Annotated in this window: 22 protein-coding genes; 10 read left to right on the forward strand and 12 right to left on the reverse strand. The window is 74.4% G+C overall.

Features of this window, described 5'->3' with window-relative positions; genetic code table 11:
• Positions 1–319: 319 nt before the first annotated feature.
• Positions 320–4255 carry a serine/threonine-protein kinase gene (locus WMF33_RS03200; protein ID WP_437335756.1) on the reverse strand — a complete coding sequence of 1312 codons (3936 nt, stop codon included), beginning with the start codon at positions 4253–4255 and terminating at the stop codon, positions 320–322.
• A gap of 495 nt (positions 4256–4750) precedes the next feature.
• On the opposite strand from WMF33_RS03200, the gene WMF33_RS03205 reads away from it, so the two are divergent.
• From WMF33_RS03205 to WMF33_RS03220, 4 genes are all read left to right on the forward strand, one after another.
• A complete protein-coding gene (locus WMF33_RS03205) occupies positions 4751–5275 on the forward strand; it encodes a hypothetical protein (RefSeq protein ID WP_437335757.1) in 525 nt (174 codons plus the stop codon).
• 296 nt (positions 5276–5571) lie between these two features.
• Positions 5572–6705: a hypothetical protein gene (locus WMF33_RS03210; RefSeq protein ID WP_437335758.1), complete on the forward strand. Its 1134-nt coding sequence runs from the start codon at positions 5572–5574 to the stop codon at positions 6703–6705.
• A gap of 100 nt (positions 6706–6805) precedes the next feature.
• Positions 6806–8350: a PLP-dependent aminotransferase family protein gene (locus tag WMF33_RS03215; protein WP_437335759.1), complete on the forward strand. Its 1545-nt coding sequence runs from the start codon at positions 6806–6808 to the stop codon at positions 8348–8350.
• A 265-nt stretch (positions 8351–8615) separates the two neighbouring features.
• A complete protein-coding gene (locus tag WMF33_RS03220) occupies positions 8616–9083 on the forward strand; it encodes a carboxymuconolactone decarboxylase family protein (RefSeq protein WP_061623676.1) in 468 nt (155 codons plus the stop codon).
• 99 nt (positions 9084–9182) lie between these two features.
• Here WMF33_RS03220 and WMF33_RS03225 read toward each other — a convergent pair whose 3' ends face one another.
• The 3 genes from WMF33_RS03225 to WMF33_RS03235 are packed head-to-tail and all read right to left on the reverse strand — an operon-like array spanning position 9183 to position 12416.
• Positions 9183–10718: an AMP-binding protein gene (locus WMF33_RS03225; RefSeq protein WP_437335760.1), complete on the reverse strand. Its 1536-nt coding sequence runs from the start codon at positions 10716–10718 to the stop codon at positions 9183–9185.
• Positions 10719–10728: 10 nt separating this feature from the next.
• Entirely contained in the window at positions 10729–10998 is a 270-nt protein-coding gene (locus tag WMF33_RS03230; protein ID WP_437335761.1) for an acyl carrier protein, read from the reverse strand.
• Positions 10999–11030: 32 nt separating this feature from the next.
• Positions 11031–12416 (reverse strand): cystathionine beta-synthase, encoded by a 1386-nt coding sequence (locus tag WMF33_RS03235; protein ID WP_437335762.1) that lies wholly within the window; start codon positions 12414–12416, stop codon positions 11031–11033.
• Positions 12417–12567: 151 nt separating this feature from the next.
• On the opposite strand from WMF33_RS03235, the gene WMF33_RS03240 reads away from it, so the two are divergent.
• Positions 12568–13197: a hypothetical protein gene (locus WMF33_RS03240; RefSeq protein ID WP_437335763.1), complete on the forward strand. Its 630-nt coding sequence runs from the start codon at positions 12568–12570 to the stop codon at positions 13195–13197.
• Between the two features lie 100 nt (positions 13198–13297).
• Entirely contained in the window at positions 13298–13732 is a 435-nt protein-coding gene (locus WMF33_RS03245) for a VOC family protein (RefSeq protein WP_437335764.1), read from the forward strand.
• Positions 13733–13790: 58 nt separating this feature from the next.
• On the opposite strand, the gene WMF33_RS03250 is transcribed toward WMF33_RS03245, so the two are convergent.
• On the reverse strand, positions 13791–15323 hold the full coding sequence (locus WMF33_RS03250; RefSeq protein WP_437335765.1) for a phytoene desaturase family protein: 1533 nt from the start codon (positions 15321–15323) through the stop codon (positions 13791–13793).
• Between the two features lie 128 nt (positions 15324–15451).
• On the opposite strand from WMF33_RS03250, the gene WMF33_RS03255 reads away from it, so the two are divergent.
• Positions 15452–16816, forward strand: a complete 1365-nt coding sequence (locus WMF33_RS03255; protein ID WP_020732652.1) for a sigma 54-interacting transcriptional regulator — start codon at positions 15452–15454, stop codon at positions 16814–16816.
• A 97-nt stretch (positions 16817–16913) separates the two neighbouring features.
• Here WMF33_RS03255 and WMF33_RS03260 read toward each other — a convergent pair whose 3' ends face one another.
• A complete protein-coding gene (locus WMF33_RS03260; RefSeq protein WP_061629791.1) occupies positions 16914–17213 on the reverse strand; it encodes a CsbD family protein in 300 nt (99 codons plus the stop codon).
• Between the two features lie 411 nt (positions 17214–17624).
• Here WMF33_RS03260 and WMF33_RS03265 point away from each other — a divergent pair, with 411 nt between their 5' ends.
• Together WMF33_RS03265 and WMF33_RS03270 are read left to right on the forward strand one after the other, a co-directional pair.
• Positions 17625–17882, forward strand: coding sequence for a GlsB/YeaQ/YmgE family stress response membrane protein (locus tag WMF33_RS03265; RefSeq protein WP_020732654.1), 258 nt, complete (start codon positions 17625–17627; stop codon positions 17880–17882).
• 584 nt (positions 17883–18466) lie between these two features.
• On the forward strand, positions 18467–19681 hold the full coding sequence (locus WMF33_RS03270; RefSeq protein ID WP_044987460.1) for a pyridoxal-phosphate-dependent aminotransferase family protein: 1215 nt from the start codon (positions 18467–18469) through the stop codon (positions 19679–19681).
• A gap of 27 nt (positions 19682–19708) precedes the next feature.
• Here the strand turns inward: WMF33_RS03270 and WMF33_RS03275 are convergent, their stop codons facing one another.
• Both WMF33_RS03275 and WMF33_RS03280 read right to left on the reverse strand, forming a co-directional pair.
• Positions 19709–21610: a chloride channel protein gene (locus tag WMF33_RS03275; RefSeq protein ID WP_437335766.1), complete on the reverse strand. Its 1902-nt coding sequence runs from the start codon at positions 21608–21610 to the stop codon at positions 19709–19711.
• A 1-nt stretch (position 21611) separates the two neighbouring features.
• Positions 21612–22172 (reverse strand): MarR family winged helix-turn-helix transcriptional regulator, encoded by a 561-nt coding sequence (locus WMF33_RS03280; protein WP_437335767.1) that lies wholly within the window; start codon positions 22170–22172, stop codon positions 21612–21614.
• A 303-nt stretch (positions 22173–22475) separates the two neighbouring features.
• Here WMF33_RS03280 and glyQ point away from each other — a divergent pair, with 303 nt between their 5' ends.
• On the forward strand, positions 22476–23423 hold the full coding sequence (gene glyQ / locus WMF33_RS03285) for a glycine--tRNA ligase subunit alpha (protein WP_061628501.1): 948 nt from the start codon (positions 22476–22478) through the stop codon (positions 23421–23423).
• A 108-nt stretch (positions 23424–23531) separates the two neighbouring features.
• Here glyQ and pyrE read toward each other — a convergent pair whose 3' ends face one another.
• The 4 genes from pyrE to WMF33_RS03305 are packed head-to-tail and all read right to left on the reverse strand — an operon-like array spanning position 23532 to position 25615.
• Positions 23532–24110, reverse strand: coding sequence for an orotate phosphoribosyltransferase (pyrE, locus tag WMF33_RS03290; protein WP_437335768.1), 579 nt, complete (start codon positions 24108–24110; stop codon positions 23532–23534).
• Positions 24107–24817, reverse strand: coding sequence for a bactofilin family protein (locus WMF33_RS03295; RefSeq protein ID WP_437335769.1), 711 nt, complete (start codon positions 24815–24817; stop codon positions 24107–24109). The genes pyrE and WMF33_RS03295 overlap by 4 nt, the downstream gene beginning before the upstream one ends.
• Before the next feature lie 3 nt (positions 24818–24820).
• Positions 24821–25135 (reverse strand): bactofilin family protein, encoded by a 315-nt coding sequence (locus tag WMF33_RS03300; RefSeq protein ID WP_020732660.1) that lies wholly within the window; start codon positions 25133–25135, stop codon positions 24821–24823.
• A gap of 54 nt (positions 25136–25189) precedes the next feature.
• Positions 25190–25615 carry a bactofilin family protein gene (locus WMF33_RS03305; RefSeq protein WP_061623199.1) on the reverse strand — a complete coding sequence of 142 codons (426 nt, stop codon included), beginning with the start codon at positions 25613–25615 and terminating at the stop codon, positions 25190–25192.
• Between the last annotated feature and the right edge of the window lie 524 nt (positions 25616–26139).

Below are 26139 nucleotides of genomic sequence, written 5' to 3' on the forward strand. Positions count from 1 at the left end.
GCCGAGCCCCCTTTTCCTCGTCGCTCAGCCCGCTGTGCCGCGCGGCGCGATCCGCTCGATCCGAGCGCGATCCGGCGCGGTGCTAGACGCACTCGTGAGCTGGATGATTCAGCGTTTGTTGCCACACAGCTCGTGCAGCGGTGAACGCGGCGACTCTGTGGTTGTGGTTACGACCCGATGCCATCGTCCGTGTCTGCGCGGTCATCCGCTCCAGACATAGGAAGACGACACATCCCCGTCGAGGGAGCAGGTCGTGCGGCGCGGGGGATGGGCCCAACGTCCGAGCGAGAAGCCATGGAGGGCGGCCGGGCCTCCTCGATTACCGCTCTCGCAGCCGCGCCACACGGTCCCGCCAGTACTGCAGATCGAGCGCCGAGAAGAGCCCGACCGCGCGCGCGATCTGCCGCTCGCGCCGCGGATCCCCGCGCTCGAGGTGCCGCGCGAGCTCGAACCGCGCGCGCGCCTCGTCCACGGGCAGGCCGCGCCGCAGCGCCTCGCCGATCGCCGCGACCCAGAGCCGCCGCGCGCGCGCGCGGCCGCCCGCGAGCCACGCGGCGAGCCCCCGCAGGCGGAGCGAGGTCGAGCGCCCGAGCGGGAAGACGCGCGCGTACCGGCCGAGCGCGCGGCACGCCTCCGCCGAGAGCCGCCCGAGCTCGAGCCGCTCCGACGGGGCGCGGGCCTCCTCGAGCAGCGCGAGCAGCACCTCGCACGTCGCGGCGTAGCCGTACAGGCAGTGGAAGCCGGCCGGCTGCCCGTCGCGGATCATCGGGAGCGTCCGCTCGGCGGCCGCGCGCGCGTCGTCGCGCGCGCCGCGGAGCAGGTGCCCCAGCGCCACCTGCCCGTGCGTGATCTGCTGCGTGCGGTCGCCGATCCGCTGCACCTCGGCCGACAGCGCGTCGAAGATGGCCGTCGCGCCCTCGCCGTCGCCGAGCAGCAGCCGGCACTGCGCGCGGCCGCTCTCCGCCCAGAGGTGCCCCTGCGCGTTGTCGCTCGCGCGCGCCGCGTCCGCGAGCGCCCCGTACCGCTCGAGCGCCTCCGCCCAGCGGCCCTCGGTGTGCGCCACCCCGGCGAGCAGCGCGAGGCACTCCTCCTTGCGGCGGCGGTCCTGCAGCGCCTCCGCGAGCCGCTCCGCCTCGGTCAGCAGGGCCCGCGCGTCCCGGCACCGGCCCTCGCCGAGCGCCGTCAGCCCGCGCAGGAGCGACACCGACGCGACGCCCCGCGGGTCGTCGAGCGCCGCGGCGGCCTCGGCCGCGCGCGCGGCGTAGGCGTCCACCACGGCCTTCCACGGGACATACCCGAACGCGACGCTCAGGGTCGCGTAGCCGCGCGCGAGCGCGAGCGACGGCCCGAGCCGCGCCGCGGCGTTCGTCGCCGCCAGCGCGGCCAGGAAGGCGAGCGCCGGCTCGTTGCGGAACAGGTACGTCTCCGACAGCTTCTCTGCCGCGAGCGACGCCTCCGTGAAGCGCTCGCGCTCGGCCGCTTCGCCCACGACCGGGATCGGCAGGCCCGCGACGTGCGCGAGCTGCAGCCCGAGCTGCTTCATCGAGGCCGCCGCGGCGCGGAGCCGCGCCCCGAGCGGCGCGCCGCCGCGCTCCCCACGCGGCGCGCCGCGCAGCCACCCCGCGCCGCCCTGCGAGAGCAGCTCCAGCGCCGCGGCGCAGTGCCGCTCCGCGCCGATCAGGTCGCCCATGTTGTAGTGCGCCTGGCCGAGCCGCCGCTCCCAGCGCGCGCGCCGCAGCGGCGCCGCGCGCTCCTCCGGCGAGAGCGCGCCGTCCAGATCGAGCGCCCTCCGGTAAAAATCGACGGCGTCGCCGGACGCGCCGGTCGCGAGCGCCTGGGCGCCCGCCTTGTCGAGGTACTCGAGCGTCTTCTGGACGACGCCCGCGGTCGCGTAGTGGTGGGCGAGGAGCGGGTACGACAGGGCGAGGTCCGGCGCGTCGCGGTGCCGCTGCTCGATCGCGCGCGCCGCCGCGGCGTGCAGGGCCCGCCGCCCCCGCTCGGGGATGCCGGCGTAGACGACCTCGCGCAGCTTGTCGTGCACGAAGCGGAGCTGCCCCGGCTCGGCCTCCTCGAGCACGTGGCGGCCGGCGAGCTCCGCGAGCGCGTCCATCGCCTCGACGTCGGCGAGGCCGGCGGCGCCGAGGAGCAGGCGCTCCTCGAGCTCGCGGCCGAGCACCGAGGCGAGCCGCGCGAGCGCGAGCGCCCCCGGGCTCAGGCCCGACAGCCGGCGCGCCACGAGCTCCCGCAGCGAGCCCGGCAGCGGCAGCGACGGGGGCGGCTGGCTCGCGCGCGCGGCGCGGGCGAGCGCCTGCGCCGCGGCGCCCTCGGCGCTCGCGCGGATGCGCCACACGTAGGCCTCGTCCCGGTAGATCATCCGCTCCTGGATCGCGGCCCGGAGGTACTCGGCGATGAAGAACGGGTTGCCCTCCGACTGCTCGAAGAGGTAGCGCACGAGCGCCTCGGGCGGCTCGTCCAGCGCGAGCATGTCCCGCACCATCCGCCCGACCGACGCGCGATCGAGCCGCCCGAGCTCGATGAGCGACGCCCAGGGCGCGCCGAGCAGCGGGGCGAGCGCGGGCGCCGCCTCGTCGGTCCGGTAGGCGCCGAGCAGGACCACGGGGTGGGCGGCGAAGTAGGCGGCGTCGAGGTGCTCGAGGACGTCGCGCGAGCTCTCGTCGGCCCACTGGAGGTCGTCGAGCACGAGCAGGACGGGCCTCGTCGCCGCGAACGCGGCGAGCGTGTCGGCGAGCGCGGTCCGCAGCCGGTAGCGGGCCGCGTCCGGCGAGAGCTCGGGCGGCTCCGGGGTGCGCTCGTGGCCGCGGAGCTGGGCGAGCGACGGCTCGTACGGCGCGAGGACCCGGCCGCGCGGGCCGAGCAGCGCGTCGTAGCCGCCGGGCCCGAGCTCGTTGCACCGGTCGGCCACCGCGAGCAGGAGGGGGCGGAACGGGTGCAGCGGCGCGGCCCTGACCGCGCCCTCGCGCTCGCCCTCGGCGGACACGGCCGCGCACGCGCCCGTGACCACGGCCATGTGGACGAGCGCCGCCTGGTGCACCGCCTCGACCGCGAGGCGCGTCTTGCCGACGCCGCTCTCGCCGCCGACGAGGACGAGGCTGCCCTGGCGGCGCTCGTTCGCGCGCTCGATCGCCTCGTTGATCCGCCCGAGCGCCTCCCCGCGCCCGGCGAGGCGCGGCCGGTACAGGTACGGCTGCGCCGGCGGCGCGGGCGCCTCGTCGCGCGGCGGCGCGTCGTCGGCGCCGAGCGCGGCGAGCGCGTTCGCGACGTCGTCGGCGTAGCCCAGCCGGTCCTCGGGGCGCTTCTTGAGGAGCCGCGCGATGAGGGCGTCGAGCTCGGGGGGCACGTCGGCGACGAGCTCGGAGGCCGGGAGCGGCTCGGCGTAGAGGTGCATGGACAGCACGACCGCGCTCGAGTCGCCGAGGAACGGGACCGCCCCGGTGACGGCCTCGTAGAGCATGCAGCCGAGCGCGTAGAGGTCCGCGCGCGCGTCGACGAGATCGCCGCGGATCTGCTCGGGGGACATGTAGTCCGGGCTGCCCATGAGCCGGCCGCCGGCCTGGAGCTCGTCGCGCCCCTTGTGGCCCTCGAACCGGAAGGCGAGGCCGAAGTCGAAGAGCACCGGCGCCCCGTCGTCGCGGATGAAGACGTTGTCCGGCTTGAGATCGCGGTGGACGACGCCCCGGCCGTGCACGTACGCGAGCGGCCGGCAGATGGCGCGGAGGAGCGTCAGCGCCTGCCGGAGCGCGCCGCCCGCCGCGCGGTGGAACGGGCGCGGCGCGAACGGCTGGTACGAGCGCGGGATGATCGAGTCTGGCGCGATCTCGGCCGTGGCGGTGCTCGTCTCCGCGTCGAGGATCGCGGACACGCTCACGGTCACCTCGCTGTTCGAGGTCGCGGGGCGCCAGCGCTCCTGGTTGTGATCCCGGAGCGTGCGCCCCTCGAGCAGCTCCATCGCGTACCACGGGATGCCGCCCTGGACGCCCTCGTCGAGGATCCGCACGACGCCCGGGTGCTGGACGCCCCGGAGCGCGTGGATCTCGCGGCGGATGCTGGAGACGAGGCTCGCGTCGCCGACGCAGACGGTCTTCAGCGCCGCGAGCGCGCCGGTCCCGCTGTGCTGGGCGCGATAGACGACCCCCATGCCGCCGCGGCCGAGCTGCGCGAGCACCCGCCACGGCCCGATGGATACGGGGAGATCCGGGGCGTGCCTGGCCTGGCCCGAGCTTGGCGTCGTGATCATCTGGGGACCGCGGCCCCCCGGGCCTGGGCTGGGATTCGCTCCAGGTGGTAGGCCAAAGGCGGTCTCCCCACATCGCCGCTGGGACTGAGTACATCCACCCGAGGGGCTGCGATGATGTCACGGGGCGGCCGATCCTACAACAAGTCCGTGTCGGGCCCCGATCACCGCACGAGCGCCGCGCGGTGAGGTCACCGCACCGACAGGCGACTACACGCCCGCGCCCAGGCGCCGGCGCCGCGGAGCACCTCCCGGCGCGGCGCTCGGCGCGGCGCTCGGCCAAGGACGTCTCGGCGCTCTCGGGGCGCTCGGGTTGTCGAGAATGGTTCTCTTTTCTCGCTCGCTGGATTCCGCATCTCCGCGGCCGATGTCCTGTTTTGCGGGGCCGCCGCCCCGTCGAGCGGCTCAATCGTGCACAACTGAGAACGAGGTACATGGCTTGCTCTCGGGGTGACTCACGGTCGCGCCCGCGGCCGCACTTAGAAAGGAAGATAGCGAATGAAGCGAACGACTCATCTCGGGGCATTTCTGACCGTCCTCTCCCTCGCCGCGTGCGGCGGCGAAGGTGCAGATTCGGCCCCGACGGACACCGCCATGAGCAGCAAGCAGCTCAAGGACCTGACGGCCGATGACGTCCAGTCCACCTGCGATTCGCTCGAGGCGAGGGTGAAGCTCACCAAGGAAGATGCCTGTGAATATATGGGGCTCCTCGCGGCCTCCGCCCTCGGCAAGCCGTGCGGCACGCTGAGGGACGAGTGCGTCTCCGCGGAGGAGCCGGCCGAGGGGGAGGGCCCCCACCCGGACTGCATGCCTCCGACCGATCAGCGCGCGGGCTGCACCGCCACCGTGGCCGAGTACGAGGTCTGCTTGGTCGCCCAGACGCAGCAGGTCCGGGCGCTCACGTGCGACTCTTCCTTGAGCGCGCTGGACACCGTTCCCGCGGATTGTGACGCGGTGAAGCGCAAGTGCCCGCAGCTCATCGCGACGCAGGCGACCGAAGGCCAGGGCTCCGAGGGCCCCTGATCGCGGCGCCGCAGCGCGCGTGATCGGGAATCGGTCGACGCGCGGACCGCTGCCTGAACGAATTGCGGGTAGGCCCGACACGGCCGCTCAGCGGCCGTGAGCCCCGTTGTCCCACCTCCGTTCTCGTGGATCTTTTGATTCCCACCGATATTCGCGCTCGTCCGCGCCTTCCGGGGCATCTCGTCGTATGATGCGTCCCGACGTCGGCGCGTCCGGGGAGCTTTCGGCTCCGGCGCGCCGGCCCGAGCGAGGCCGCGGCTCACCGCCGGGGGCTCGCTCGCACCGAGGAGGATTTCATGAAGATCACCAAGCTTTCCGGAGTGTTCGCCCTGCTGCTGCTCGCCCTTGCCGCGCCCGCGTGCGGCAAGGAAGAGCAGCCGGCCGAGGCGAACGCGACGGTCGAGGTGACCGCCACCGCCGAGTCGGCGATCGGCGAAGGCGCCTACGTCGAGGAGCACGAGAGCGGCAAGGCCGCCTTCAACGTCGCCGCGGACGGGAACGTCAAGGCCGTGGTCAGCGGTCCGGACGGCAAGCCGATCCGCGAGGACGTGAGCGGCACGCTGCTGTGGAAGGACGCGTCCGGGGAGAAGACCTTGCCCCTGACGCTCGACGCGAAGACCGGGCTCCTGGTCGCCGCCGGCCCCAAGCTCGAGGCGGATCTCACGGAGATCGGCTACACGCTCAACGTCGCGGGCAAGCCGTGGAACGGCACCCTGCACGTCCCCGCCGGCGGCACCGCCGAGCTCTACGCCAACGCCAAGGGGTCGGCGGACCTCGGGCTGCCGGAGGGCAAGCTCGGCCCGCACGGCGGGCGCATCGAGATCGTCGGCGACGACCGCCTCGAGCTCCTGGTCGATGAGGTGACCGGCGAGGTCCGCGTCTACGTGCTCGACGCCGATCTGAAGCCCATCGACATCGGCGAGCGCAAGGTCACGCTCGGCGTGGTGGCCGAGGCGCCGCAGGTGGTCGTCCTCGCCCCGGTGGCCGCGACCGCGGGGGTCGCCGCGGGGGCGTACCTGACCGGCAAGCTCGCGCTCGCGGCCGATCCGCTGAAGGTGACGGTCGCCGTGCGGAACGCGGGCCGCTCGGCGGTGGCCCTCTGCGGCTACCGGGCCGGGGCGGCGTTCGCCGTCCACGCGCGCGCCCCGCGCGTGAAGGTGCGCATGAAGACCGACTGGCACGCGCACGCGCACGCGCACGCCGACCTGAAGGCGAAGGCCGATCTCGACCCGAAGGTCCACGTCCACACCGGGGCCGGCGCGAAGGCCCACGCGAAGGCGAACGTGAACGTCAAGGCGCCGAGCGTCCGCGTGACGCCGCCGAGCGTGAACGTGCAGATCAAGGCGCCCAGCATCTCGATCCCCAAGCCGAGCTTCAAGGCGTCGGCGTCGGCGCGCGCCAGCGCGGGCGCGAAGGTCGGGACGCGCTGACGGGCGCCCCGGGGGGAGCGGCGCGCGGCGCGGGCCGTCCGGCGGGCGCTCCCTCCCGTTCTTCCCACCGGTTTCTTCAGCGGCGCCGGAGCTCGCCTCGTTGACGCGGACGACCTCGACGAAGGCGCGGACGACCTCGACGAAGCGGCCGCGGCGGGCCTCTCCGCCCGCCGGCGCCGTGACGGCCGTGGCGCTCGACCCGGCGTCGAGCGCGCCGCTCCACCGGCAGGTCTACGAAGCGGTGCGCGGCGCGATCCTCGTCGGGCGGCTGCGATCCGGGAGCAAGCTGCCGTCGACGCGGGCGCTCGCGGCCCACCTCGGCCTGTCGCGCAACACGGTGCTCGGCGCGTACGCGCAGCTCCTCTCGGAGGGGTACCTGCGCGGCCGGATCGGCTCCGGGACGTACGTCGCCGACGCCTTGCCGGAGCGCCTGCTGCTCGCCCGGCCGAGGCCCGAGCCGCGGCCTTCGCCCTCGCCGGGCGCCGGGGCCCTGTCGAGGCGCGGCGCCCTCGTGGCGGGCGCCGCGTCGCCGTTCCGGCGCGCGGCCGCGCCGCTCGGGCCTGCCGGCTGGGCGTTCCAGGTGGGCGTGCCCGCGTTCGACGCCTTCCCCGCCGCCGTGTGGGGCCGGCTGATGAGCCGGCGCTGGGATCGCTCGTGGCGGGCGCTCGTGCCGCGCTGCGAGCCGCAGGGGTACGCGCCGCTGCGCCGGGCGATCGCCGACTACCTCGTCACCGCGCGGGGCGTGCGGTGCACGCCGGAGCAGGTCATCGTTGTCGGCGGCGCCCAGCAGGCGATCTCGCTCGCGGCCGAGGTGCTGCTCGATCCGGGCGATCCGGTCTGGGTCGAGGATCCGGGCTACACCGCGGCGCGGAGCGCCCTCGTGGCGGCCGGAGCGGCGCCGGTCCCGGTGCCGGTGGACGAGGAGGGGCTCGACGTGGCGGCCGCCCTGCGGGGGCCGCCGGCGCGGCTCGCCGTGGTGACGCCGTCGCATCAGTTCCCGCTGGGCGTGACGATGAGCCTCGGGCGCCGGCTCGCGCTGCTCGACTGGGCGAGGTCGTCGGGCGGCTGGGTCTTCGAGGACGATTACGACAGCGAGTTCCGCTACGCGGGCCGGCCGCTCGCCGCCCTTCAGGGCCAATCGCCGGGCGCGCGGGTGATCTACGCGGGCACGTTCAGCAAGGTGCTGTCGCCGTCGCTGCGGCTCGGATACCTGGTGGTGCCGGAGGGGCTCGTCGACGCGTTCGTCGCGGCCAAGGCGCTGGCCGACGTGTCGTCGCCCTCGCTGGAGCAGGCGGTCTTGGCGGACTTCATGGCCGAGGGCCATTTCGCGCGCCACGTGCGCCGCATGCGCGTGCTGTACGAGCGGCGCCAGGCCGCGCTGGTGGCGGCGGCGGCGCGGGAGCTCCGGGGGCTGCTCGAGGTGCGCGCGGCGCCCGCCGGCATGCACCTGCTCGGCTGGCTGCCGGCAGGGCGCGCGGACGGCGCGGCGGCCGAGCGGGCGGCCGCGAACGGTGTGCGGTGCGTCGCGCTGTCCGAGCTCCGCGTGCGCTCGGCCGGGCCGGGGGCGCTGGTGCTCGGCTATGCCGCGGCGGGGGAGGACGAGATCGATGAGGGCGCGCGTCGGCTCCGGGTGGCTCTGCGCTAGCTCCACCCGCCAGGGGCCCGGCCAGAGAGCCGGAGGGAGAGCTCAACGCAAAGGCGCAAAGGCGCAAAGGCGCAAAGGCGCAAAACAACAAAGATGATGCATTTGCGTCTTTGCGTGACCCCCGGCGCGCGCACGAGCGCGCCGCGCGCGGTGGATCCCGTCGATCGTGGCGAAGTGGCCCTCGTCGCGGCGCCGCGCGCCGACTAGAGGGTGGGCTGTCGCGCGCGGCGTGGCCGGCGCAGAAGGGATGCCCACGAGGACGAGCATGCAATCACGCATCGATTACGCGAGCGTCAACCCCGAGGCCTACAGAGCGATGCTGGCGCTGAGCGCCTGTGTGAAGCGCAGCGCGCTGGAGGAGCCGCTCAAGCACCTCGTGCTCCTCCGCGCCTCGCAGATCAACGGCTGCGCGTTCTGCATCGACATGCACTGGAAGGACGCGCGGGCGGCCGGGGAGGGCGAGCAGCGGCTCTACGGGCTCAGCGCGTGGCATGAGGCCCCCTACTACAGCGAGCGCGAGCGGGCGGCGCTGGCCTGGACGGAGGCGGTGACCCTCGTGGCCCAGGAGCACGTGCCCGATCACGCGTACAATGCGGCGCGCCAGCACTTCTCGGAGCGGGAGCTCACGGATCTGACCTGGCTCGTGGCGACGATCAACGCCTGGAATCGGATGGCGATCGCGTTCCGGAAAGAGCCGGGCTCGTACGAGCGCCCGGCGCGGTCGAACGCCTGAGGCGGCGCGAGGCCGGGCGGCTCGCGACGCTCAGGGCCGCGTGCGCGGCGCGCCATGGGGTCCGCGCGAGCATGCCTGTCCCCGGAACGCCGCGCGCGCTCAACCGGGCAGCGCGCGATAATCGATCTTCCCCGTCGGGGTCCGCGGCAGCTCGTCCATCGTGACGATCGTCTCCGGGACCATGTACGGAGGCAGCCGCTCCGCGAGGTGCATCCGGAGCGCGCGCTCGTCCGCGTCGCCCGCCAGGGCGACGAAGCCCCGGAGCGTCTTGCCGAACCGCGCGTCCTCGACGGCGATCACGGCGGCCTGGCGCACGGCGGGGTGCGCCGCGAGCGCGGCCTCGACCTCGCCCGGCTCGACCCGGTAGCCCCGGATCTTCACCATCCGGTCGATGCGGCCGCGGAAGTAGAAGAGCCCGTCGGCCTTGCGCTCCACCCGGTCGCGCGTCCGGTACGGGCCGCCGCCCACGGTCGTCGGCCCCGAGACCACGAGCTCGCCCGTGCCGGGGCCCTCGATGGCACGGCCGCCCTCCTCGTCGGCGTCCAGCGCCAGCAAGGCGCAGGCCGCGTAGGGGCACGCGACGCCGATCGGGACCTCGCTCACCCCGTCCAGCGCCGCGCGATCGACGCGGTGGAACGTGCAGACGTTCGTCTCGGTCGGGCCGTACAGGTTGTAGAGCGCCGCGCCGGGGGCGCGCGCCGCGAGCGCCGCGAGCTCGCGCGGCGGGAACACCTCGCCGGCGAAGAGGATGGCGCGCACCGGCGGCGAGAGCGCCCCGGCCGGCGCGCCCGGGCCCGCCGCGGGGAGCGCCGCGACGAGCTTCATGAACATCGACGGCACGCCGTAGATGACCGTCGGCGCGAGCGCGGCGACCGCGTCGCGCAGCGCGCGGCCCGAGGCGAGATCGCGCCGCGCCATGGTCGCGAGCGTCGCGCCGGCGCGGAGCGTCGCGAGGTGGTCGAACCACGCGAGATCGAAGACCAGCTCGGCCACCCGGAGCACCCGATCCGCCGGCGCGAGGCCGACGAGATCGATGCAGAAGGCGGTGAACGCGTCGAGCCCGGCCCACGTGATCGGCACCGGCTTCGGCTCGCCCGTGCTGCCGGAGGTGTGCAGGATGCACGCGAGCTCCTGCGCCTCGGCGCCGCCGTCGCCCGCACCTCCGGCGCCGCCCTCGCCGCCCGCGCCATCGTCGCCACCCGCACGGGCGGGCGCCGCCCCGCGCAGCACCCCGCCCTCGGCGTCGAGCTCCACCCGCGCGAGGCCGCCGCCGAGCGCCGCGTCGATCCCGTCCGCGAGGCCCCCGGCCGCGGCGTCGAGCACGAGCGCCCGGCACCCCCGGGCGCGCGCGATCCGCCCGAGCCGCGCGGGCGGCGCGGTCGCGTCGAGCGGGACCGCCACCGCGCCGGCCGTGAGCACCCCGACGAGCGCCACCGGCTCGTCGTGCGCGCGCCCCGAGGAGAGCAGCGCCACCCGGTCGCCCGGGCGCACGCCCGCCCCGGCGAGCGCCGCGCCGACGGCCGCCGCGCGCGCCGCGAGCTCGGCGTAGGTCACCGCGGCGCCGCGCGACGCGAGCGCCACGGCGCCGCCGCGCGCCGAGAGGTCCTCGGCGCGCAGCCGGTAGGGGGCGGCCACCGCGGCCCCGCTAGCCCCGCGCGGCCGCGATGCGGCCGGCGACGAAGCGCGCCATGCGGTCCACGGTCGACACCGCGTCGAGGTCCACCTCCTCGTCCGGGATCTTCACGCCGAAGCGCTGCTCGATGAACACGAGCACCCGCGTCAGCGACATGGAGTCGAACCCCGACCCGCCCTCGAAGAGATCCTCGTCCAGGGCGAGCGGCGCCTTGCGCAGCAGGATCTCGTTCGCGATATGGTCGTGCAGCGCGCGCCGCACCGTCTCGAGGTCGTGTGTCACCGCGGTGTCCCTTTCCTGTCCTGTAAAGCCGCTCAGCCGAGCGCCGGCGTCGCCTTGCGGGCAAGATAATCGATGAGGTCGATCTTGGACACGACGCCGAGCACCGTCTCCTCGCCGACGACGAGCGCGATCTTCGCGTCGCTCAGGACGCCCTTCAGGAGCTCGACCTTCGTCGCCGGCGTCACGGTCGCATAGTCGCTCTCGACGAGCCCGCCGATGCTCGAGTCGAGCGTGCCGCTCCCCTCCACGAGGTGCCGCAAGAGGTCGATCTCGTGGACCATCCCGCGCAGCTTGCCGCGCTCGGTGACCGGGAGCTGGCTTATCCCGTGCGATTTCATCATGTCGATGACCTCGCGGACCCGCGCGTTCGCGTCGGCGGTGACCACCGCGCCGCTCGGCTTGACGGCGAGCAGATCGCGCACCGTCCCGAGCCCCTTGTCCTCCTCGAGGAAGCCGTTCTCGCGCATCCAGTCGTCGTTGAAGATCTTCGAGATGTACTTGGACGCGCCGTCGGGCAAGAGGACGAGGATGTTCTCCTTCTTCCCGCTCTGCCGCGCATACTTGATCGCGCCGGCGACCGCCGCGCCCGCGGAGCCGCCCACGAAGAGGCCCTCGAGCCGCACGAGATCCCGGGTCATGAGGAAGCATTCCTTGTCGTCGACCCGGACGATCTCGTCGATGATCTCGAGGTTCATCGTGCTCGGGAAGAAATCCTCGCCGATCCCCTCGACCTTGTAGGCGAAAGGCTTCGTGATCCGCTGGGTCTTCACGTAGTCGTAATAGAGCGAGCCGACCGGATCGACGCCGACCATCTTGATGTCCGGCCTCCGCTGCTTGAGGACCTTGCCGACACCGCTGATGGTGCCGCCCGTCCCCATGCCGGCGACGAAGACGTCGAGCTCGTCCCCGCACTGCTCCCAGATCTCGGGGCCGGTGGAGCCGACGTGGGCCTCGGGGTTCGACGGGTTGTGGTACTGGTTCGCGTAAAAGCAGTTCGGCGTCTCGTCGGCGATGCGCTTCGCGACCTGGTAATAGCTGCGCGGATCGTCGGGCTCGACGGCGGTGGGACAGACCACGACGCGGGCGCCGTAGGCGCGCAGGGTCGCGATCTTCTCCTGCGACATCTTGTCTGGCATGACGAAGACGCACTTGTATCCGCGGATGGCGGCGACCATGGCGAGGGCGGCGCCCGTGTTGCCGCTGGTCGCCTCGACGATCGTCCCGCCCGGCTTGAGCCCGCTCGCCTCGGCGTCGCGGATCATGTTCAGCGCGACCCGATCCTTGTGGCTGCCGCCCGGGTTCAGGTACTCGCACTTGACGTAGATGTCGCTCTGGAGCCCCTCGGTCACCCGGTTCAGCTTGACGATCGGCGTGTGGCCGACGGCCCTCGTGATATCGCTGAGCGCGCCTCGCATCATGGGGAGACCTCTTACCCGCCGCGCGCCGCAGCGACAAGGGGAGCAAGCGGCCGCGGCGGGCCGCGCACCATCGCCTCGCGTGCCGGCGCAGCGCGGCGGCTCACAAGCGTTTTCGCGATCGTCGGACGGTCGATGAGATAGGGTATTATCCATGATCTCCCGCCGCGTCGTGCTCGCCGCAGCCGGTCTATCCTTCGCCGGCGCGCTCGCCCCGGGCCTGGCCCGCGCCGCGGGGCGCGCGCCCGCGCCGCTCCCGGCATTTCCCCTGTCGATCGCCGTGGCGGAGGAGGCGGCGGGACAGCCGGTGCGTGACGACGCCTGGATCGACGCGCAGATCGCCGAGGCGGTCCGGCTGTTCGAGCCCGCCGGCGTGGCGCTGCGCAAGGTGGGCTCGCGCGCGCTCGCCCCGCGCTTTTCGCGGCTCGAGACGCGCGCCGACCGGGACGCGCTCGCCGCGGCCATCGAGGCGCGCCGGATCAACGTGATGGTGGTCGCGTCGCTGCGCGACGTCGATGATCCGCGGCGCTTCCGGATGGGCGTGCACTGGCGGAACCGGGCGACGCCGGAGCGCCGCTGCGTCATCGTCGCGGCGAACGCGCGGCCCACCGTCCTCGCCCACGAGCTCGGGCACTTCTTCGGGCTCGGGCACAGCGGCGTCGACGACAACGTGATGAGCTACACGCGCACCGGGGCGCCCGTCTCCTTCGACCCGGCGCAGATCGAGAAGATCCGGTCCGCCGCGCGCGGGTACGCGGCGAGCAAGGCGTTCGAGCCCGCCTAGGGCGGGAACCCCTCATCGAGCGATCGGGGGAGCGGCCTCTGCTGCTGCCGTATCCGTTCGTCTGGTAATCTGTCGGGAGAGAAAAGCAGGAGAGTTTACCATGAAACCGCTGATGACCCACGTCGCGCTCCACGTGAGCGATCTCGACGCGACGATCGCCTTTTATCGCGAGTTCTGCGGGCTCAAGGTGGTTCACGAGCGCAACGACACCGGCACGCGCGTCGCCTGGCTCGCCGAGGCGGGGAAGGAGCGGGCGTTCGTCCTGGTGATGATCGAGGGCGGCCGGCGCGCGCCGCAGGCGCCGGAGGACATGAGCCATTTCGGGTTTGCGCTCGAGAGCCGCGACGCCGTGGACGAGATCGCGCGCCGCGGCCGGGAGCACCTCGTCTGGCCGCCCAAGGAGCTGCCCTATCCGGTGGCGTATTTCTGCGCGCTCAAGGACCCGGACGGCAACTACGTCGAGTTCTCGTACGGCCAGCCGCTCGGGCCCGGCGCCGAGGCGCGCGACGCGGAGCTCTTGGCGGCCTCGCGCTGAGCGAGCCAGGGCGCGGTCCCCCGCGCGCGCGCCGGAGCCCTCGTGTGCCCGGCGCCGCTCAGCCCCCGCCCGCGCGCCCGAGGCGGCGCGCGACGCTCTCCGCGGTGCGCGCGCCGCCGATCGCCGCCGCCAGGGTGCTCTGCCCGGGAAACACCGAGTCGCCCACCATCCAGAGCCCGTCCTGCACCGGGCGCGGCCACACCGACAGGTAGTGCCCGAGCCCCGCGCGCCGCGGCACGCCGCCGACGGCGCCGCCCGCGCGCCCGGTGAAGCGCGCGAACGTCCGCGGCGACGCCGTCAGCGCGTGCACGATGTTCGCGCTCCACTCGGGCGCGAGCGCCGCGAGCCCCTCGCGCATCCGCGCCTGGATCGCGCCGATGTACTCGCCCTGCCGACCGGGCGGGAGCGCGCGGAGCTTCGCGAGCGGGACGTGCGTCGACACCGTGATCGTGCGGTGCCCCGGCGGCGCGCGGCCCTCGTCGGCGGCGCCGCTCGCGGACACGAACAGGTGGTTGCCCTCGACGAACGGCGCGCCCGGGTCCTGCACCAGCTCGAGGTGGTGCGCCGCGGGCGAGGCGCCCTCGGGCGCGCGCGCCACGAGGTAGAGCATCGCCGCGCCCCAGCCGCCCTCGTCGACGTCGCGCGCGAGCCGATCGAGCCGCGGCAGCGCGCCCGGGGCGGCGCCGAGCAGCGCGCGGAGATCCTGCGGGAGCAGGTTCGCGATGACGTGGCGCGCGCGGATCTCGCCCGAGCGCGTCCCGGCGCGGAACCCCTCGGGGCCCGGCTCGAGCGAGCGCACCCGGGTCGCCATGCGCACCTCGCCGCCGAGCCGCTCGACCGCCCGGACGAGCGCCCACGCGAGCGCGCCGATGCCGCCGCGGACATGGCCCGTGCCGCGAAAGTAGTAGTCCATCGCCGCCATCGCGAACGGCGCCTCGGCCTCGGCGACCCCGCACTGCACCGTGATCTGGCAGAGCCCGTCGAGGTAGTGCCGGAGCGGGGCGAAGCCCGCGACGCCGAACCGCGCGAGCACGCCCTCGAGCGGCCGGCCGACCGCCGGCAGCAGCGCGGCGTAGCGCGGGGCGGTGGCCGCGTGGCGCACGAGCGCGCCCGCGCCGAGCGGCGGCAGCAGGGCGGGGTCGTCGAAGAGCGCCCAGAGCGTGTCGGCGATGCGCGCCTGGTAGGCGAAGAAGGCGCGGACGCCGGCCGCCGGGGCGCCCGGCAGGCCCGCGAGGGCGGCGACCAGCGCCTCGCGGTCGCGGCCGATCGGGAGGCGGAGCGAGGGCGTCCGCAGCTCGACGAGCGGGTCGATCCAGTCGACCGCGACGTCGAGGCCGTGGCGCGCGATCCACCGGCCGAACAGCTGCTCCGGGGCGAGCCCGGAGAACAGCGTCGCCCCCGCCTCGAAGCGGTAGCCGCCGCGCTCGAAGGTGCTGGCGCAGCCGCCGGGGTACCGGAGCGCCTCGCACAGGACCACCTTCGCCCCCCGCTCGGCGAGCGAGAGCGCCGCCCCGAGGCCGCCGAAGCCGGCGCCGACGACGAGGACGTCCGCGCCCGCGCCGCGCGGCGCGCCTGGGCTGGCCGGGCTCACGCCGCACCCGTGTAGGGCGCCGCGCAATGGGGGCAAGATGGAGGGAACATGGAGGGGCGATAGGGGAGAGAGGGGAGAGAGCCGGCCAGCCCCGGCCATGCGCGGCACCGTCGTGGTAGGCTCGCGCGATGGGCTCCGAGCCGAAGGTTCACCCGAGCGCCGAGACGGCGCTCCTCAAGGTCCGCTCCAAAGAGATCGCGTTCAGCCGCTTCCGCGTGCAGGTGACGAACGGCCCCGACGCCGGGTCGTCCCAGGTGTCGGACGCCACGGAGTTCGTGATCGGCACGGCGCCCGGCAATCAGCTCATCCTGAGCGACCGGGCCGTCTCGCGGCACCATTGCGTGATCACCGTCACCCCGCGGGGCTTCTTGCTCCGCGATCTCGGCAGCAAGAACGGCACGACCCTCTCCGGCTTCCGCGTCGAGGCGGCCTACCTCCAGCCGGGCGCCACGCTCGGCCTCGGGCAGTCGACGCTCCGCTTCGAGCCGCTCGCCGAGGAGATCCGCGAGCCGCTCGGCGACGAGGACCGGTACGGCCGGGTGCTCGGGCAGAGCACCGGGATGCGCCGCATCTTCGCGGCGCTGCCGCGGATCGCCGCGTCGGACTCGACGGTGCTCATCGAGGGCGAGACGGGCACGGGCAAGGGCCTGCTCGCCGAGGCGATCCACGAGAACAGCCCGCGCGCGGGCGGGCCGTTCGTCGTGATCGACTGCGGATCCATCCCGCCGACCCTGATCGAGGCGGAGCTCTTCGGCCACGCGAAGGGCGCGTTCACGGGCGCGCAGGCGGCGCGCGCCGGCGCCTTCGAGGCGGCGCGGGGCGGCACCGTGCTGCTCGACGAGATGGGCGAGCTCCCGCTCGACATGCAGCCGAAGCTCCTGCGCGTGCTCGAGGAGCGGCAGATCCGGCGCATCGGCACGATCGAGCCGATCAAGCTCGACATCCGGGTCATCGCGACGACCAACCGCGACCTCCGCCAGGAGGTGAACCGCGGGAATTTCCGGTCGGATCTCTATTACCGGCTGAACATCGTCCGCCTCCGCGTCCCGGCGCTGCGCGAGCGCCCGGACGACATCGCGCTGCTCACGGCGCACTTCTACCGGCAGCTCGCGCAGGGGCCGGACCAGAGCCCGCCGGGCGAGCTGCTGGAGGCGTTCATGCGCCAGGACTGGCCGGGCAACGTCCGCGAGCTGCGCGGCGCGGTGGAGCGCGCGGTGCTGATGATCGATCCGGCGCTGTTCCGCGAGGCGGTGATGGCGGGGGAGAAGGAAGGCGGCGCCCCGGCGGTGGAGGCGCTCCGGGACGACGATCTCAGCCTGTCGTTCCGCGAGGCGAAGGAGCGCGCCGTGGCGCGCTGGGAGCGGACGTACCTCGCGGCCCTGGTGCGCGCGAACGGCGGCAACCTCTCGCGCGCCGCGCGCGCGGCGCGGATGGACCGGAGCCACCTGCGCGAGCTCCTCCAGCGGCACGGCGTCTCGGCGAACGAGGTGTGACGGCGCGAGGCCGCGCAGGAGCCCGGCCGGGGAGGGCCGGGCTCCCGTCGAGCGGGCGCTTTCGCGCCTTCTCACGCGGGCGAGCGGGGCGCGCACCCTACTGATTGGCCTTCTGCCGGTTCTCTCCCCGGAGCTCCTTGGCCTTTCCTTCGGCTGCCATCTGCTCGTTGTCGACGAGCTTCCCGACCCGGTTCTTGATGGCGCCGGCGGCCTCCTCGAGCGCGCCCCGCGCGCGCTCATCCGCCTTGGCGTCCTCTTGCTGGACCCTTCCTTTGAGCTCCTTGGCGCGGCCCTCCGCTTCCATCTGCTCGTCGCCGAGCAGCTTGCCGAGGCCCTTCTTGAGCTTGCCGCCCATCTCCTCGGCGGCCCCTTCGTTCCGATCGCTCTCGTTGCTCATCGTACCCTCCTCAGGGTGAACGCCCGCAGAGCCTTTCTGCGGCGCGCCATTGCCCTCTGGAGATAGCAACCGCTGCGCCACCCCCCGCGCCGAGGCGCATCGTCGAGGTCGTGGCGGCGATTGGGGCAGGCTACCTCGCCCGCTCTCTGCTTTTCAGCCCGTCTGAGGCAATCCGCCACGACTCCGCGACGCGAGCGATCTCACGACCTGATCCGACCGTCCCGGCTCTCCAGGGCGCATTCCCCGCCGCGGTCGGATTTCGCGATGGAAAGGTGACCCGGCGCCGCTGTCCAGGCCGTTCAGCTCGCCTGCCGGCCTGTGGAGAGGCCGGACTCCACGGCATGGCGCGGCGCTTGCTGAACAGACTGCATAGCAACCAGGAGCGCTTCGCTCCACTCTGGGAGGTTCATCATGTCGTTCATTCTCTTTCTCCTGTTTGGCCTCGTCGTCGGTGCTCTGGCGCGCCTTATCGTCCCGGGGCGTGAGCCTGGCGGGTGGGTCGTCTCGATGATCATCGGCGTCGTCGGCTCGTTCGTCGGCGGGCTGCTCGGCCGCATGCTCTTCATGTACCGCGAGGGTGAGCCGGCCGGGTTCTTCATGTCCCTGATCGGCGCCATCCTGCTCACGGCCGCCTATCAGGCGATCTCGCGCCGCCGCTCGGTGGTATGAAAGGGTCGATTGACCCTCTCGTGAGGCGCTACGCCCGATACCGTCTCAGGGCGCGACGAGGAGGAGCTCTCGCTCCGCTGCCGCGCCCCGTGACGTCGGGGATCGCCTTGGCCGACCGCACGAGGAGCGGGGGATGAGGCGCCGCTGTGCATGAGCTCGATCTCGGGCTCGAGCGCCGCGGCGCTCTCCTCCCTCCTCGCGGCAGGCCAGAGGGGGCCCTGTTCGTCGCATGGCTCGCCCCCCCAGGGCCGTGCGACGAACAGGGCCTCCTCGGCAGGCTGGAGGGGGCCTCGCTCGTCGCATGGCTCGCCCCCCCAGGGCCGTGCGACGAGCCGGGTCCCTTCGGGCCGGCAGCCCGCGAACCGGCCCCCGGGAGACCCGGGACGGAACGGAATGAAGATGGCGCGAGATGGCGCGAGATGGCGCGTCGACCCGGCGTCCGGCGCGCTCCGGCGCGCTCTCAGGCCGTCCGGCGCCATGCCCGGGGCCGCCGCGGGCCCCTCCGGCTTGCCCGGTAGCGCTTGACGCCGCAGGATGCATTGGGCTTGCTAGCGCGCTCCGCGCTCTCGCCCAAGGTCCTGGCCATGTCGTTCTCCATCCTGCCCCCGCCGATCACGCCCCTCGCCGCGATCCTGCCGTCCGAGCCGCTGCTCCTCATGGGCGCCGGTCCGGTGCCGATCCCGCAGGCGGTGGCGCAGGCGAACGGGGTCATCATCAATCACCTCGGCCCGACCATGGACCGCGTCATCCAGAACGTGAAGTACATGGCGGCCTACGCGTTCCAGACGCGCAGCGACAAGATCATCGGCATCGCCGGGCCCGCGTCCGCGGCGATGGAGATGGCCGTCTCGAACCTGTGCTGGCCCGGGCGCAAGGTCCTCTGCCTGAAGGTGGGGACGTTCAGCGGCCGCCTCGGCGAGATGGCGCTCGGCGTGGGCGCCGACGTGACCTTCCTCGAGGGGCCCCCCGGCCGGCCCGTGACGCTCGCCGACGCGCGCGAGGCGATGAAGAAGCAGCGCTACGACGTGGTCACGATGGCGCACGGCGAGACGTCCTGCGGCGTCCGCATGGTGGAGCTGCCGGAGATCTGCAAGCTCGCGAAGTCGCAGGGCGCGCTCACGATCGTCGACGCGGTGGTCACGCTCACGGCCATGCCGGTGCACATGGACGAGTGGGGCATCGACGTCGGCATCGTCGGCGGGCAGAAGGCGCTGTCGTCGATCCCGGGCGTGTCGGCCTGCGCGTTCTCGCAGGACGCGTGGAAGACGGTCGAGGAGCGCCCCTCGCCGCGCCCGCACTGGTGCTACGACGCCACGCGCGCGCAGCGGTTCTGGGGCTACCAGCAATACCACTACACCGCGCCGGTGCCCGGCGTGCTCGCGCTGCACGAGGCGCTGCGCCTCGTCTGCGAGGAGACGCTCGAGCGGCGGTTCCGCCGCCACGAGATGAGCTCGCTGGCGATGCAGGCGGGCCTCGAGGCGATGGGGCTCGAGCTGTTCGCGTCGAAGGACGTGCGGCTCAACAGCGTGCTCGCCATCAAGCTGCCGAGCGGCGTCGACAGCGCCCGGATCCGCGAGTACATGACCAAGGCCTTCCGCGTCGAGATCTCCGGCGCCTTCGGCCTCAACATCGTGCGCGTCGGGCAGATGGGCGAGCAGTGCCGCTCGCACAACCTGTTCAAGACGCTCTACGCGATGGGCATGAGCTTCCAGCGCGAGGGCGTGAAGCTCGACGTCTCGAAGGGCATGGCCGCGCTCGAGCAGGGCCTCGCGGGCGACCGCGAGTACTTCGTCGACTAGCTCCGCCCTCGCCGCCGGCCCTCGCCGCTAGCCGCGCCCGGCAGAGCCGTCGGCCGTCAGGCCGGCGACGGCGGCGCGGTCGCCGAACCGCCTCGCGGCGGCGAACGCCAGCTCGCGGCGCTGCCCGGCCTCGATCCGGCTCCGGTGCGCGTCGAGCAGGTCGCTGCGCGTCAGCACCCCGATCACCTTGCGCGGCGCCTCCCTGGACACGACCGGGAGCCTGCCCACCCCCTCGGTGACCATGTGATCGGCGGCCTCGCGGAGGGAGCTGTCCTCGAACACCACCGCGGGCGGGCGCCGGAGGAGGTCGCGGACCGAGAGCGCGCCGGGCTGCTCGGTGAGCAGATCGCGCTGGGTGACCACGCCGACGAGCTCGCCGCCGCGGTCCACGACGGGGAAGCCCTGGTGGCGCGAGCCCTCGGCCCGCGACAGCAGGAAGGCGCGGGCGGCCTCGACCGTGTCGTCGGCGGCGAGCGTCACGGCCGGGCGGGAGGCGACGTCGCGCACGAGGATCTGCGCCAGGTGGTCGGCCGCGTACTCGACCATCACGCGCGCGCCGCGGCGGGCGAGCTTCTCGGTCATGATGGAGTGCCGCATCAGCAGGCTCGAGACGAGGAACGCCGCGCTGCAGCCGCCGAGCAGCGGGAGGAGCCCCATCGGCTGCCGGGTCGTCTCGAAGGCGAAGACGACCGAGGCGAGGAGCGCCCGGGAGGCGCCCGCGAAGATCGCCGCCATCCCGACGAGCGCGGCGACGCGCGCGTCCACGCCGAGCCAGGGGAAGAGCGCGGCGGCGGAGAGGCCGAGGATCGCGCCGAGCCCGCCGCCGATGGTGAAGAGCGGCGCGAGCGTCCCGCCCGAGGTGCCGCTGCCGAGCGCGATCGACCAGGAGACGAACTTCAGCACCGAGAGCGACACGAGCGCGGCGAGCGCGAGGCGGCCGCTCAGGATGTCGTCGATGTTGTCGTAGCCCACGCCGAGCGTCTGCGGCGCGACGTAGCCCACCGCGCCGATCGCGACGGCGCCGATCGCGGGCCACCACATCCAGTGCAGCGGCAGCCGCTCGAACGCCTCCTCGATCGCGTAGATGGCGCGGGTCGCGCCCATCGCCGCGACGCCGAGCGCCGCGCCGAGCGCGATGTAGAAGGCGAGCGCGGGGCCGGTCGAGGGCGCCACGGCCGCCATCTCGAACGCCGGCGCGGTCGCGCCGGCGGCGAGGCGCGCGGCGGCCGCCGTGGCGGCGGCGAGGGCGACGGGGATCACCGAGCGCGGGCGGTACTCGAAGAGCAGGAGCTCGATCGCGAGCAGCACCGCCGCCACCGGGCTGCCGAACGTCGCCGACATGCCCGCCGCCGCGCCCGCGGCGAGCAGCGTCTTGCGCTCGTCCGCGGTGATCCGGAGCAGCTGCCCGACCAGCGAGCCGAGCGCCCCGCCGGTCGCGATGATCGGCCCCTCCGCGCCGAACGGCCCGCCGGTGCCGATCGCGATCGCCGCGGAGAGCGGCTTGAGCAGCGTCATCCGCGGCGGGATGCGGCTCTGGTTGAAGAGCACCTGCTCCATCGCCTCCGGGATCCCGTGGCCGCGGATCGCCTGGGAGCCGAAGCGCGCCATGAGGCCGACGACGAGCGCGCCGGCGATCGGGATGACGAGCACGAGCGCGCCCGCGTGGTGATCGGCGGGGGAGGCGGGCGCGGCGGAGAGCCGGCCGAAGAACGCGAGGTTCGTGATGACGGCGATGAGCGCGGTGAGCAGCTCCGCCGCGAGGAACGCGGCGCCGGCGATCGCGATCGCGAGGCCGCTCACGAGGACGACCCGCCGGTCGACGGCGGCGCCCGGGGCGGGGACGCGGAGGTCCTCGAGGGTCGGGCTCATGGAGGGGGCGACCGGGATGCTCTCGCCGGCCGCGGTATTTGGGGCGTGCACGCTGGACATGTCAGCTCTCCTCGCGGTCTGCCGCCGCGGCGCCGGCGAGGGCGTCTTCGCCCTCGAAGAACAGGGGTGGGGCCTCGTCGCCGGCGCCGAGCGCCCGGGCGAGGGTGGTGAGGCTCTGCGCGAGCCCGCGGCGCTCGTCCTCCGGCAGGCGGTCCACGGCGGCGACGAGCTCGGCCTGCACGGTGCGCGGCGCGCGGCGGAGCAGCGCGCGGCCGGCGGGGGTGAGCGAGATCTCGGTCCGGCGCGCGTCCTCCGGCGAGGCGCGCCGGGCGACCAGCCCGCGCTCGGCGAGGCGCGTCACCACGACCGAGACCGAGCTCTGGTGGGTGAGCGTGCGCTGCGCGAGCTCGGCGACCGACGCGGCGGCCGCCTGATCGAGCTGCTGCAGCACGAACAGCTGCGCGCTGCTCAGGCCGAGCTGCCGCTCGCAGGCGCGCGAGGAGACGCGCAGGCGCTGCACGATGGCGCGGATCGCGTCCATGACCCGCTGCGCGTCCGGCCCGCCCTGGGCCTGCCGCGCGGCGGCCTTCCGCCGCGCCGCTGGAGATGCATGGGACCCCATACAACGCGCCGGAAGCTACGCCACGCGCCGGGCAAGCGCAAGCGGCCGGCAGGACCGCGCGGGCGGCGCCTCGCGGATCGGCGCGGGTCGAGGCGGGCCGGGGCGGGCCGGCGTGGCCCGAGGCGGGGCCGTCCTCGACGGGGTTACTCCCGGAGGGGCGACCGGCGGCGGCGGTCCGCCGGCGCGGCGTTCGGCGCGCCGCGCCGGCGGACCGAGCGCCGCCCCGCGGCGGGACGGTGCGGGCGATCCTTCGCGGGGCGTCGCCTGCGCGGGCGATCCAGGCTAAGAACCGGCCCTCCCACCATGACCTTCCAAGACCTCATTCTCACCCTGCAGAAGTTCTGGGCCGATCGCGGCTGTCTCGTCGTGCAGCCGTACAACTCGGAGGTCGGCGCTGGCACCTTCAACCCGGCGACGTTCCTGCGCGCGCTCGGCCCCGAGCCCTGGAATGTGGCCTTCGTCGAGCCTTCCCGGCGGCCCGCGGACGGTCGCTACGGGGAGAACCCGAACCGGATGCAGCAGTTTCACCAGTTCCAGGTGATCCTCAAGCCGAGCCCGATCGACATCCAGGAGCTCTACCTGGAGTCGCTGCGGGCGATCGGCACGAACCCGCTCGAGCACGACGTCCGGTTCCTCGAGGACGACTGGGAGTCGCCGACCCTCGGGGCGTGGGGGCTCGGCTGGCAGGTGTGGATCGACGGGCTCGAGATCTCGCAGTTCACCTACTTCCAGCAGATCGGCGGGATCGACTGCCGCCCCGTGTCCGGCGAGCTCACGTACGGCCTCGAGCGGATCGCGATGTACCTGCAGGACAAGGACAGCATCTACGACGTCGTCTACTCGGACAGCGGCGGGAAGATCGTGCGCTACGGCGACCTCTACCAGCGCGCCGAGTGGGAGTGGTCGACCTACAACTTCGAGGAGGCCGACATCCCCGAGCACTTCGCGGCGTTCGACGTGTGCGAGGCCGAGGTGAAGCGGCTGCTCACCCGGGGCGCGGATCCGGCGGCGAAGGGGGCGGCGATCGATCCGAAGAAGGCGCTCGTGCTTCCGGCGTACGATTTCGTGGTGAAGGCGGCGCACCGCTTCAACGTGCTCGACGCGCGCGGCGCGATCAGCGTGACCGAGCGGCAGCGCTACATCGGCCGGGTCCGCGCGCTGGCGCGGGCGGTCGCCGAGACGTACCTCGCGCAGCGCGAGGCGCTCGGCTACCCGCTCCTCGGCGAGCCGCAGGCGAAGGCGGCGGAGTAGCGCCGCAGGCCGAGGCGGCGGAACAGCGCCGCAGGCGCAGGCGGCGGAGCAGCGCCGCAGGCGCAGGCGGCGCCGCTGCGCGCCGCCTCGCCGGGCGGGCCGCCCGCTTCAGCCGAGCGGGGTGTCGGGGATGAAATCGCGGCGCGTGCAGATCGCGACGAGCGGCAGCCCCGCCGCGCGGATCGCCTCGGCGCCGCCCTCGAGGCGGTCGACCAGGGCGATCACGCCGACCACCGAGGCGCCCGCGGTGCGCAGCTTCTCGACCGCCTTCAGCGTCGAGCCGCCCGTCGTGATCACGTCCTCGAGGATCGCGACGGGCATCCCGGGCGCGAGCCCGCGATCGCCCTCGACCAGGCGGCGCGAGCCGTGGTCCTTGACCTCCTTGCGCACGTACAGCGCGGGGAGGGGGCGGCCGCGCAGGAAGCTCGTGAGCGACACCGCGCTCGCGAGGGGGCAGCCGCCGAGCTCGACGCCGGCGACGGCCTCGCACCGCGGGAGCGCGTCGAGCGCCTCGAACATCAGCGCGCCGACGAGGGCGTGGCCCTCGGCCGTCAGCACCGACTGCTTGCAGTCGATGAAGAAGTCGCTCTCGCGGCCGGACGCGAGGACGACGCGCTTCTGCTCGAACGATCGCTCGCGCAGCAGCGCGACGAGCCGCTCCCGCTCGGACGTGCCGGCGGCGCTCACCGCCCGCCCCGCTTGCGGAGCGACGCCTTCGCGGCCCCCTTCCGGAGCGCGGGGACGACGGGCGGCGGCGGGCCGCCGGCGCCCTCGGCCGCGTCGGCCTCGTCGCCATCGCCGTTCGCGGAGGCGGCCGACAGATCGGCCTCCTCCTCGTCCTGCGCCGCCGCGAGGCGCGGCTCGGGCGCGGGCGCGGGCCTCGCCTCGACCGGGGCCGGGCGGGCCGCGGGCGCGGGGCGCGCGGGCGCCGGCGCGGGGCGGGCCGCGGGCCGCGCGGCAGGCGCCGGCGCGCGCTCCGCGGGCGCCCGCGCCGGCCGCGCCGCCGCGGGGGCGGCCGCGGCGCGCGGCGCAGCTGCCGGGGCGGCGGCCCGGACCGGGGCGGGCGCCGCGGCGAGCGGCGCGCCGGTGGTGACGTTGCCGCGCACCAGCGCGCCGGCGTGGATGCCGATCTGCGGCGCGCCGAGGTCGCCGACGACGCGCGCGCCGGGCTCGAGGATCACGGCCTCCTCGCCGGAGATGTTCCCGGCGACCGCGCCGCGGACGACCACGCGCCGCCCCCGCACGTCGCTCTGGATGAGCGCGCCTTCGCCGATGGTCACGTCGCCGGTCATGACGACGCTCCCCTCGACGCGGCCGAGGATCTCGAGATCCCCGTCGCCCTGCACGTTGCCGCGGATGGCCGTCGTCGGCCCGATCGAGGACTGGGCGGCCATCGGCTACACGTCCATGTCGACGTTGCCCTTGAACGAGGCTCCGTCCGCGATGGTCAGCCGCGACGCCTTCACGTCGCCGACGAGGCGACCGCCCGCGAGGAGGTCCACGCGGTCGGCCGCCGTGACGTTGCCGGTCACGTTGCCGCCCACCTGGAGCGACGCCGCCCCGATGTCCGCTTCGACCAGCGCCCCTGCGTCGATGGTGAGAGGCCCCTCGACGGTGAGCTTGCCGCGCACCGTCCCGGCGACGATCACCTCGTCGTCGGAGGTGATCTCGCCCTCGATCGTGAGCCCGTTTCCGATGATCGTACCCGCCACGTTCGTGCTCCTCGTCGCGCCGTCGCGGCGCGGTTCTCCGTCCGTCAACGCGCGCTACCGCCCCGCCGGCTCGCGGCGGGGGCTCTGCGCGCGCCCGCCGGTCCGCTCCGAGAGCTCGGCCGGCAGGTCGAACTCCGCCTCGATGCGGCCGGCGAACGCCGCGCCTTCCTCGAGGATCACCTCGCTGCCGCCCACGTTCCCGGCGTACTGCGCGGTCGCCCGGATGGTGACGGGGCCGCGCGATGTCACGTCTCCCGTGAGCTGTCCGGCGACGACGAGCGAGCTCGCCTCGACGTCCCCGGTGACCGACGCTCCGTCCTCGATCTCGAGATCGCCGGTCAGCTGGATGTTCCCCTCGACGCTGCCCTCGACCCGGAGCGAGCCGTCGCCGTGGACGCGCCCGCGGATGCGGGAGCCCCTTCCGATGAGCGACTCGGCGGCGTCCGATTCGCGGTGCGTGGTTGTCGAGCCTCGGGCCATTCTCGTCTCCAGTGCGCGTCCAGTGCGCGAGGGGGGCCGCGCGAGCCGGGGCGCGCACTCGAGGCCCGGCTCGTCCGCTCGGGCGGGGCGATCGGCGTCGCCCGGCCCTGCGGCGGCGCGGACGCTACTCCAAGGCGCTGCGCCTCGCAACCGGCGGGCGGGCTCGGTCCAGGGCGGGCTCGGTCCAGGGCGGCCTCCGCGCGCTGCAACGGAGCCCTCGGGCTGCAACGGAGCCCTCGGGGGGAGGGGGTGTCGCGCGGGGGGCCGAGGGGGGCCCTCCCACGAACTCGCGCCTCGTGGTGGCTATGGCCTCCTGTACGGAGGTGCCGAGTCCATGGGCGACTCGCTGCGATGCGGGCCGGCGCTCGGGTTCGTGGGGCCCTCCCCCTCGGCCCCCCGCGCGACACCCCCTCCCCCCGAGGGCTCTCTCGGAGGGAGGGGGGCCTCTGCGGTCGTCGGTCGTCCAGCACCTCGTGGAAGGCTTCCAGCGCTCCTGGCCGAGGTGATACGGTCTCCTTTGACTG

It is taken from the genome of Sorangium sp. So ce394 (assembly GCF_051474665.1).
Taxonomy (GTDB): domain Bacteria; phylum Myxococcota_A; class Polyangia; order Polyangiales; family Polyangiaceae; genus Sorangium; species Sorangium cellulosum_D.

What these genes read in the sequence shown, in the direction of transcription:
- WMF33_RS03205 (WP_437335757.1), top strand. Translation starts at nt 4,751, where the DNA reads ATGAAGCGAACGACTCATCTCGGGGCATTTCTGACCGTCCTCTCCCTC.
- WMF33_RS03255 (WP_020732652.1), top strand. Translation starts at nt 15,452, where the DNA reads ATGGGCTCCGAGCCGAAGGTTCACCCGAGCGCCGAGACGGCGCTCCTC.
- WMF33_RS03265 (WP_020732654.1), top strand. Translation starts at nt 17,625, where the DNA reads ATGTCGTTCATTCTCTTTCTCCTGTTTGGCCTCGTCGTCGGTGCTCTG.
- WMF33_RS03295 (WP_437335769.1), bottom strand. Translation starts at nt 24,817, where the DNA reads ATGGCCGCCCAGTCCTCGATCGGGCCGACGACGGCCATCCGCGGCAAC.
- WMF33_RS03245 (WP_437335764.1), top strand. Translation starts at nt 13,298, where the DNA reads ATGAAACCGCTGATGACCCACGTCGCGCTCCACGTGAGCGATCTCGAC.
- WMF33_RS03275 (WP_437335766.1), bottom strand. Translation starts at nt 21,610, where the DNA reads ATGTCCAGCGTGCACGCCCCAAATACCGCGGCCGGCGAGAGCATCCCG.
- WMF33_RS03200 (WP_437335756.1), bottom strand. Translation starts at nt 4,255, where the DNA reads ATGATCACGACGCCAAGCTCGGGCCAGGCCAGGCACGCCCCGGATCTC.
- glyQ (WP_061628501.1), top strand. Translation starts at nt 22,476, where the DNA reads ATGACCTTCCAAGACCTCATTCTCACCCTGCAGAAGTTCTGGGCCGAT.
- WMF33_RS03270 (WP_044987460.1), top strand. Translation starts at nt 18,467, where the DNA reads ATGTCGTTCTCCATCCTGCCCCCGCCGATCACGCCCCTCGCCGCGATC.
- WMF33_RS03260 (WP_061629791.1), bottom strand. Translation starts at nt 17,213, where the DNA reads ATGAGCAACGAGAGCGATCGGAACGAAGGGGCCGCCGAGGAGATGGGC.
- WMF33_RS03240 (WP_437335763.1), top strand. Translation starts at nt 12,568, where the DNA reads ATGATCTCCCGCCGCGTCGTGCTCGCCGCAGCCGGTCTATCCTTCGCC.
- WMF33_RS03235 (WP_437335762.1), bottom strand. Translation starts at nt 12,416, where the DNA reads ATGATGCGAGGCGCGCTCAGCGATATCACGAGGGCCGTCGGCCACACG.
- WMF33_RS03220 (WP_061623676.1), top strand. Translation starts at nt 8,616, where the DNA reads ATGCAATCACGCATCGATTACGCGAGCGTCAACCCCGAGGCCTACAGA.
- WMF33_RS03210 (WP_437335758.1), top strand. Translation starts at nt 5,572, where the DNA reads ATGAAGATCACCAAGCTTTCCGGAGTGTTCGCCCTGCTGCTGCTCGCC.
- WMF33_RS03280 (WP_437335767.1), bottom strand. Translation starts at nt 22,172, where the DNA reads ATGGGGTCCCATGCATCTCCAGCGGCGCGGCGGAAGGCCGCCGCGCGG.
- WMF33_RS03305 (WP_061623199.1), bottom strand. Translation starts at nt 25,615, where the DNA reads ATGGCCCGAGGCTCGACAACCACGCACCGCGAATCGGACGCCGCCGAG.